The 9,829-nt window shown below is 65.7% G+C and carries 4 protein-coding genes; 3 read left to right on the forward strand and 1 reads right to left on the reverse strand.

Going from position 1 to position 9,829, the window contains the following annotated elements; genetic code table 11:
• The 3 genes from ACWD01_RS36445 to ACWD01_RS36455 all read left to right on the forward strand — a co-directional run.
• A partial coding sequence (locus tag ACWD01_RS36445; RefSeq protein WP_451168164.1) for a golvesin C-terminal-like domain-containing protein occupies positions 1 to 6,906 on the forward strand: 6,906 nt, incomplete at its 5' end.
• Between the two features lie 31 nt (positions 6,907 to 6,937).
• Complete coding sequence (locus ACWD01_RS36450; RefSeq protein WP_451168165.1) at positions 6,938 to 7,543, forward strand: SMI1/KNR4 family protein; 606 nt, start codon at positions 6,938 to 6,940, stop codon at positions 7,541 to 7,543.
• Between the two features lie 799 nt (positions 7,544 to 8,342).
• Positions 8,343 to 8,942 (forward strand): DUF559 domain-containing protein, encoded by a 600-nt coding sequence (locus ACWD01_RS36455; protein ID WP_451168167.1) that lies wholly within the window; start codon positions 8,343 to 8,345, stop codon positions 8,940 to 8,942.
• A gap of 145 nt (positions 8,943 to 9,087) precedes the next feature.
• Here ACWD01_RS36455 and ACWD01_RS36460 read toward each other — a convergent pair whose 3' ends face one another.
• The gene (locus ACWD01_RS36460; RefSeq protein WP_282090221.1) at positions 9,088 to 9,276 is read right to left on the reverse strand and encodes a hypothetical protein; all 189 of its coding nucleotides are present in this window, start codon (positions 9,274 to 9,276) and stop codon (positions 9,088 to 9,090) included.
• Between the last annotated feature and the right edge of the window lie 553 nt (positions 9,277 to 9,829).

Here is a 9,829-nt window from a genome sequence, read left to right on the forward strand (position 1 = left end):
GCGGACGAGTCGTCCACCGGCCCGCTCGGCGGCCCCCGCTACGAGGCCGGTGACGGCTACTACGGCGGCGAGACCTCGAGCATCCCGCGCCTGACGGTCACCTTCGGCAAGGTCGGTACGGCTCTCGACTCGCCGACCGTGGTGCACTCCACCGGCCCCGAGCTGTCGTGGAAGGCATATGCGAACACCACCGGCGCCGCCGGTCTGGACATCGTCGAGTACCAGCTGCACCGCTCGACGCAGCAGGTGTTCACTCCGTCGGCGGCGACGCTGATCGCGCCGATCGACAAGAGCGCCACCGCGTACACGGACACCACCGCGGTCCCCACCCCCGACTCGAGCTCCAGTGAGATCGGGAAGTCGTACTACTACCAGATCGCGGTCAAGACCCAGGACGGCGACCTGCTCGGGTCCCCGACCCGGGTGGTGGGCATCCCCAAGGCCGGCCGGACGATGAAGATCATCCAGGGCAGCCAGGGCGGCGTCACCGACACCACCCTCTCCTCCGCCCAGCCGACCACCAACCAGGACACCATCCAGTCCTGGGGCGTCGGCCAGAAGTGGCTGAGCGTCGGAAACAACTCCGGCACCTACGGCAAGACCCGCGCCGTGCTGAAGTTCCCCACCAGCGACATCCCGGCCACCGCCACGGTGCTCAACAACCGGATGTACATGTGGGGCGCCGAGACCACCACGGACAGCAGCGGAGCGATCTACGAACTCCACGCCCTGACCCGCGACTTCGCCGAAACCCAGGCCACCTGGAACAACGCCACCTCCACCACCGCCTGGACCAGCCCCGGCGGTGACATGAACGCCACCGTCTCCGACACCGTGGCCAACATGTCCGACGTCGGCCGCCACTGGTGGGACGCCACCAGCCTGATGCAGAACTGGGTGAAGACCCCGGCCGGCAACAAGGGCGTCGCGGTCAAGCTGAAGGACGAGTCCTCCACCGGACCGCAGGAACGCTCCCTGTTCCTGTCCGCGGAGGCCGCCGACCCGCAGCTGCGCCCGTACATGCAGGTCATCTACGTCGACTCGACGACGGCCTCCACGTACTACGCGCCCACGACCCCCGCGCGGATGACCCCGAACACCACCTACACGGTGGACTTCACGGTCACCAACACCACGTCCTCGGCGTGGGCGACGGGCGAGCGCGAGCTGTCCTACACCTGGAAGCTCCCCGACGGCACGGACGTGACCACCGGGGGCAACCAGCTGAAGACGGCGATCCCGGCCCTGCTGCCGGGCAAGTCGGCCACGATCCAGGCCAAGGTCGCCACCCCGATCAACTCGGACTCCGGCAACAAGCGGAACGAGTACGTCCTCGGCTGGGACGTCCGCAAGGTCTCGGACGGCACCTGGCTGTCCGCCGGCACCGGCGGCATCCCGCCGCTCAAGCAGAACGTTGCCGTCGAGGACCCAACCTCCAACCAGTTGGGTATGGAGAAGTTCTACTCCTACACCGGCAAGAACACCGGCGCCGGCTCTACGGTCATGAACAACCTCGCGGCCGGTAACTCTGTCTGGTCGTACAACGCGTTCTCCAACCCGGGCCGTGGTCTGAACACGTTCGCCCGCTTCGCCTACAACTCGCTGGACACGAGCGACACGGTGGCCGGTCACGGCTGGTCCATCCAGGCAGCAGGACCGATCCGGTTGGGCGCGCCGCTGGACTTCCACCCCAACCCGAACCCGACCGAGGTCCGCCTCCCGGACGGCGATGGCACCACCCACGTCTTCCGCTGGGACGCCACCAACAGCGTGTGGAAGGCCCCCGCGGGCGTCCACTACAAGCTGGAGGCCAAGCCGGGCCTGGACTGCAAGCCCACCAAGGACCCGGTTCCGGACGCCTGGACGATGACCCGCCCGGACGGCACCCGCTTCTTCTTCGGCTGCGACGGCTACATGACGTCGACGGTCGACAAGAACGGCAACACGCAGACGTTCACCTACGAGGAGCGCAAGTCCAACAACAAGCCGACCAAGTTCCTGACGTACATCACGGACCCGGCCGGCCGTCAGTCGCTCACCGTCGACTACTACAAGAAGGGTGACGCGTCCTACGAGTACATTAATGACACGGGCGCGAAGGTCACCGGCTCGAACCTGACCAACTCCAAGATCTACGACCACGTGAAGTCCCTGACGGATATCTCGGGCCGCAAGATCGCCTTCTACTACACCACCAAGGGCCTGCTGGGTCAGTTCACCGACGGTGACGGCTCGGCACAGCCGAAGGTGTTCGCGTTCACGTACGACGCGACGCAGGGCAACAAGAACGTCAAGCTGGTCAAGGTCACCGACCCGCGCGGCAACGCCACCGGCATGGCGTACTACGCGCCGCAGACCGGCGACGACCCGAAGTACCACTGGTGGACGAAGACGATCACCGACCGTCTGCAGAACGCCACGGCCTTCGCGTACGCGCCCGACGCGGCCAACCCGAAGTTCACCGCCGCCAAGGTCACCGACGCCGAGAACCACGCGACGGACTATGTGACGGACGACTTCGGCCGCCCCGTCCAGACCACCAACGCCAAGGCCCAGACGGTCAAGCTGAGCTGGGACGCGGACAACAACGTCACCTACCTCGAAGAGAACAACGGCGCCAAGACGGCGTTCTGCTATGACCAGAAGACGGGCTACCCGCTCTGGAAGCGTGACGCCGAGAACAACAAGGCCGGCGTACCGGCGCCGAGCGAGTGTGCGCCTGGCGTGTATCCGGCCAACGCGCAGAAGTACGAGTACCAGACCCGGCTCGACGGATTCTCCACGGACCTCTACCGCAAGACGTCTCCGGAAGGCCGCACCTGGCAGTTCGGCTACGACACCTTCGGCAACCTGACCGCGGTCACCGACCCCAAGGGTCTCGCGACCACCACGGTGCCGGACGACTACACCACCAAGCACGAGTACGACGCCTACGGTCAGCCCACCAGGACGATCGACGCCAACGGCAACCCGACGACCAACAGCGACTTCGGCCCCACCGGCTACCCGGAGAAGACCACAGACGCGCTGAACAACGCGACCTCGTTCGTCTACGACGAGCGCGGACAGGTCACCCAGGTCACCGACGCGCTGGGCAAGAAGACCACGCAGACCTACGACGTCTACGGGCGTCCGCTGATCAACACGGTGCCCAAGGACCAGGCCGCAGGTATCCTGATCACCACCCCGGCCCCGGTCTTCGACGCCAACGACAACGTCACCACCGTCACGGCCCCCCACGGTGGGGTGTCCACCGCGGTGTACGACGCCGCAGACCAGGTCATCTCGGGGACGGCGCCGAAGGACTCACCGACCGCTCCCGAGCGGACGACCACCTACGCCTACGACAAGACCGGTCATCTTCGGACGACCACCGAGCCCAAGGGCACCGCGACCACAGCGGACCCGAACGACTACACCACCACCCACAACTACGACGAGATCTACCAGCTCACGTCCGTGGTCAACGCTGTGGGCGACAAGGTCTCGTACGAGTACGACAACGTCGGCAACCCGGTCACGGTCATTGACCCGAAGAAGAACGCGACCCCCGACACCGCCGACTACACCAGCAAGACCGCCTACGACCTGAACCACCGGGTCACTACGGTCACCGACCCGCTGGGCAAGACCACGTCACGCAGGTACGACAAGGACTCGCTCGTTGTCGCCTCCACGGACGTCGACAACAACGAGTCGCTGGTCACCTACGACGAGCGTGGCGCAAGGATCCAGGCCAAGGTCCCGCACACGGGCACCAGCCCCGACATCACCTACCGGACGACCAAGTACGAGTTCGACCAGGTCGGCAACCCCACCAAGGTGATCACCCCGCGCGGTGTCGACACGGCCGACGCCGACGACTTCACCGCCCGGACCGAGTACGACAAGCTCAATCGGCCGGTCAAGCAATTCCAGCCGTACGACCCGGCGGACGCCCGGTACAACAGCCCGAACGTCTACACCCAGACCTTCTACGACGCGGTCGGCAGGGTCTCCACGACGTCGGCACCGCCCTCCGAGGGCCAGACAGTCCGCAACAACGCCACCTACACCTACTTCGACAACGGGTGGGCCAAGTCCACCACCGACCCGTGGGACATCGTCACCACCTACGACTACAACGACATCGGTGAGCAGACCTCCCGGACCATCGCGTCGGCCGGCGGCTCCTCGTCGCGCACGATGGGCTGGACGTACCACCCGAACGGCAAGCTCAAGTCGAAGACGGACGACGGCGTGCCGGTGGGCAGTGCGGTCGCTCTCGTCGACAACTCCGACGTCCAGAACACCAGTTCCACGGGCACCTGGACGAAGGGCAGCAGCAGCGGTCAGCAGGGCTACGACCACCAGGTCCACGCCGCGGGCACGGGCACGGACGCGTTCACCTGGACGCTGAACATCCCCAAGAGCGGCAGCTACACCGCCTACGTCAAGTTCCCGCAGGTGACGGGGGCCGCGACGAACGCCAAGTACACGGTCACCAAGTCCGACGGCACCACGACGGACGTGGTGAAGGACCAGAACGCCGCTACCGGCACCTGGGTCAGCCTCGGCTCGTTCGCCCTCACCCAGGGCAACGCGGCCAAGCTCCAGCTGTTCCAGAACAGCGGTGGCAAGGTCGTTGCCGACAGCGTGAAGCTGGTGCGTGACACCTCAGGTGACACCGACGCCGAGAAGCACACCTTCGGCTACTCCTACGACCTCAACGGCAACCTCATCTCGATCGACGACACCTCGTCAGGTGCCGCGATCGACGCGTACACCATCGCCTACACGAACCTGAACCAGGTTCAGAAGATCACCGAGGCGTTGGCGGGCCAGGAGAAGAAGTCCACCTCCTACACCTACGACGCGAACAGCCGGGCGGAGACAGTCGCCCACCCCGACCAGTACTCCACGTACACGTACGACCTGCGTGAGCTGGTCAAGACGGTCTCGGTGGGCAAGTCCGCCACGGACCCGTCTCCCAAGGTCACGTCGTACACGTACACCGACCGTGGCCAGCCCCTGCGAGAGACGAAGGCCAACAACAACACGGTCGACTACACCTACTACCTCGACGGTGCGCTGAAGTCCCAGGCCGAGAACAAGCCCAACGGCACCCTCGTCTCCTCCCACACCTTCGCCTACGACGCCAACGGCAACAAGGCGCAGGACGTCACGAAGAAGATGAACGCCGACAACCACGCGGCGTACCTCGACTCCACCACGGACTACACCTACGATCCGGTCGACCGGCTCGCCCAGTCCGTCAAGACGGGCAACGGCGCGGGCACCGACACCTACGTCCACGACGACAACGCCAACGTCATCAGCCAGACGGTCAAGAACACGTCCTCGACGTTCACCTATGACCGCAACCGGCTGCTGACGTCGACCACGTCGGGGGCCTCGTCCACCTTCAACTACGACCCGTTCGGCCGCACGGAGTCCGTCACCGCCGGTGGCCAGATCGTCTCGCGGAGCGTGTACGACGGCTTCGACCACGTCGTCGAGTCCCAGCAGCGGGACGGCGACGGCTCGATGAAGTCCACCACCTACACCTTCGACCCGATCGACCGCACCACGTCCAAGACCGTCGACGGCAAGACCACCGACTACAACTACCTCGGCATGTCGAACGAGGTCCTCAACGAGGAAGTCGCCGGCGCGCTCACCAAGTCCTACCAGTACAGCCCCTGGGGTGAGCGCCTGTCCCAGGTCAAGCACAACACGGACGGCACGACCGAGGACGGCTACTACGGCTACAACAGCCACACCGACGTCGAGACGCTCACCGACAACAGCGGCGACACCAAGGCCACCTACGGCTACACGGCCTACGGCAGCGACGACACATCCGAGTTCACCGGCATCGACAAGCCGGATGTCGCGAACCCGACGAAGGAGCAGTACAACTCCTACCGCTACAACTCCAAGCGGTGGGACGCCCAGTCCGGCACCTACGACATGGGCTTCCGCGACTACAGCCCGGGCCTGAACCGCTTCACCACCCGGGACATGTACAACGGCGCTCTCGCCGACATGGGGCTCGGCAGCGACCCCTTCACCGGCAACCGCTACGCCTTCACCGGTGGCAACCCCATCAGCAACGTGGAGCTGGACGGCCACCTCGCCTTCCTGGCGGTGCTGGTGCCCGTGCTCGTGGTCGCCGCGGTCGTGGTCGTGGCAGCGGTCGTAGCAGCGGCGGTGACCACCGTCGTCGCGGACACGGTGGAGAAGATCGAGGACGCCGTCGAAGACGCCATGGAGGAGGATGAACCGGCACCGGCCCCCAAGCCCGCGCCCAAGCCGCGAGGCACCGACGACGATGACGACGACGACAGCAAGTGCGGCTGGGTCAAGCACGGACCCCAGGACGCGGCCAACGGCAACCGGGCCACGGGCGTGAGCGCCTGCCTCGACAAGGACTACCTGGCCAAGAACAAGGGCTCGTCGACGGACGTCAAGACGGTGGCCCCTCCGGGCTATCAGTGGGCACAGCGTGTGGCAGGGCACCTTGGAGTGGACCCGTCGAAGAACATCAACGCCTGCCATCTCCTCGGCAAGCAGTTGAGCGGCTCGGGTACCGATCTGAACAACCTGGCCACCTGCGCCCGCGGAGCCAACGACTGGCAGACCGGCTCCGATCAGGGCTCCAACAACATGAAGAACTACGAGAACCAGGTCGCGGAGGCCGTCAACGCCGGGGGGCAGGACGTCATGTACTCGGTGACGGCTCACTACACTGGCAACAGAACGGTCCCCAACGGATTCACCCTCACGGCCTACGGCACGAATCCGGACGGGACTCCAGGAATACGGATCAACGAGTTCATACCGAACACCCTGAAGGGGAACAACCTCGGAATGTACAACCATCACACGACCGGTGCCCCCGTTCCCACCGGATCCACGCCGTGATGCCGTCCGCGCAGAGAAGGTGGTGACTGAGATGGCGGAACGCGAAGCGCTTCAGCAGCTCATGCCTCCCACGGCCGAAAGCGACACGTCGGTCGACTGGGAACGGATGAGCGAGTCGTGGGGCAAGGAGTTCCCGTCCGACTTCCGGCACTTCATCGAGGTGTACGGAGCCGGGACGATCGCGAACTACCTGAGCGTCCTCAAGCCCGAACCCAAGGGGGTCGAGCCGGGCTCCGACGACATGCTCATGGAGACGGTGAACGCCAAGAACGCCTGGGCCAGGGAACCGAAGTCACCCGAGCTGATGGGTACAGACCCCGAGCTGATCGCGTGGGGGCTGGACTCCAGCTCGGACATTCTGTGCTGGGACGCCTCGGGCGACGACCCCGATGCGTGGCCCATCCTGGTTCGCAGCAGGGACGACAACCTGTGGAGTCGTTACGACTGCGGAATGGTGGAGTTCCTCGTGCGCACCCTGCGGGCGGACTTCGTCGACTGTCCCCTGAGCGACGTGTCCCTCTGGGGCAAGCATCCGGTGACCTTCCTGAATCAGCGCGAGTACCAGCGCTTGTTGAAGGCAGGTCTGGATCCATGGACGGGCGAGCCGGACCCGTACGCCGGAATGTTCGGCGACTGACCGGCAGGGGAGATCTCTGCTCAGCCGTGATCGCATGATTAACCGCGACAGCTGAGCCGGGATCCCGGCAAGGCGAGGCTCCTGGCCACTGCGCCCGCGTTCTCCACGCGCGGCACGCCGGCTCAGGAGCCTCGTCCGTCTGTTCAGCCCGGATCCACCGGCGGGACTGTCCTGAAATTGGCTCTGGCCCGTAGTCGGTGGTGACGGTGGGTGTCCGTCATGGCAGGAGGATGCGGTGGCGGAGGAGGTCGAATCCGGTTCCATGACCTGCTTCCGGGCGCAGCAGACCGAAGACACTGAGTGGGACACACGCAACTGCGCGCGGTGCGGCGCCGCTTTCCGGGTGCGAGGAAAAGAGCAGCAGGTCAGAGCTGCCTCGTACTGCTCACGGGCCTGTCACTTGGACGCGACCGCACGAGGATTCTGGACTTGCGCTCAATGCGGGAGCGAGTTCTACCCGAAGAGCCCTACCGCTCCCGCTGGCACCCTCCGAGGATAGTTCTGTTCCAAGACCTGTTCGGGGCTCGCCCAGCGCGCCCGTGCCACCCGTACCTGCCTCCAGTGCGCCGCAGAGTTCGAGATCAAGGTGTCCCGTGCCGAGAACGGCCGCGGCTCGTATTGCAGCAAGGAGTGCCAGGCCCGCGCCGACGGCACCCTCGAACGCGCCTGCCAAGGCTGCGGGAAACCGTTCCGCGCGACGCGCAGCGTCGTCGAACGCGGCTGGGGCGCTTTCTGCTCACAGGCGCGCACGGCGCGGCGGGTAACCCGCGCCTGCCGTGTGTGTGAAACCGAGTTTGCCGTGAAGCAGTCGGTCGCCGATGAAGGGCGAGGCATCTACTGCTCCAACGCCTGCCGCCACCTGGGCAAACAGAATCGTGTCCGCAAGACGTGTCCCCAGTGCGGCGTCCAGTACACCGTGCCTGTCTCGCTCAAGGAGAGGCGACGGGCCTGCTCCCGCTCCTGCTGGGTGAAGATCATGGGCACCGACCCCGTGCTGTCCGCGGTGCTCGCCCGTGCCCGCCACGAGCAGCTCATCACCCGGGCCCCGACCCGTCCGGAGCGCATCCTCTACGCCCTCATCGACGAGGTGACGGCGGAGCTTTCCCCGGATCTCAGCTGGGAGCGCCAGTACCGCCTCCTGGACCGGTGGACCGTGGATGCGGCCATCCCCTCGCTCCGTCTCGTCCTGCAAGCCGACGGCGACTACTGGCACGGCCTGCTGCCGGAGTACCGCGAGGATCCCCGGGTTCGCGGAAACATGGCCAATGACGCCTACCAGGACCGCAAGCTCTCACAGGCCGGCTGGACCGTACTGCGCTTCTGGGAATCCGACTTGATCCGCAACCTCACCGCGTGCACCGAGCGCCTACACGCGGCCATCGCAGGGCGCTCGGAGTAGGTGCCGCCTACCAGATGTTGGAGCAGGTGACATGTGTGCCGTCCTGATCATCCGAAGGTGGGCCTCACGGCGTCACGGCCCGGGAAGGTCAGACGGAGCGAGGCTCCACCCCAGAGGGGCGGAGCCTCGCGCTGTAGCGGGTGGATCAGCGGCGGCGGCTGAATCGCCGGATCTGAACGAAGCTCCGGCCGAGCCCAGCCACCAAGGCGGTGAGGGCGCCCACCACTGCCACCGAGGGGTGGAAGATGACGATCACGACAACGACCACAATGGCGGTTCCAGCGTAGGTACGCAGGTCGTCCGGCTTGTTCGTCACGGTGTAGGAGGTAACCACGGCTATGCCCCTTCTCTAGGTGATGCCGCGTGTTCTGGCGGCACCATCCACACTCGGGGTGCGTTGCATGTTGCCGGAAGGACAACTTGTTGTTGCAGGCCGACAACTTCAAAAGGCCAGGTGAATGGGGGCAGTGGTGGATCTGATCCAGACCATCAGGACGAGTGCGGTCGGGTTGGAGCCGCGTCAGCGAGTCGGGCGGGGCGTGCCCGACCCCATCGACCCGAGGCTCAATCCGGCGGTTCAGCAGTACATCACTGCCCTGAGAGGGCGTTTATGCAGTTCAAAGCAGGTAAGCGGCTTATGTGAGTGCCCCGTTTCAGCATGGTTCACCCCGTAGGTTCCGAATGCCGCCCGGCAAGGCGCGACCCCCGTCGCCCGTCTCATCCTCTTCTGGTCCTGGAAACCCGTCTTACGTAGAGATACGGCAGAAACTCCCACCCTCCTGCGGAACAGAGCCTTCCGGCATGCCCATGCTCACGCTGTGCCGTGAGTGAGCGCAAGCCGTACCCCAGCGACCTGTCCGACGCCCGATGGGCCCTGATCGAGCCGA

Source organism: Streptomyces sp. NPDC002835, assembly GCF_053591995.1.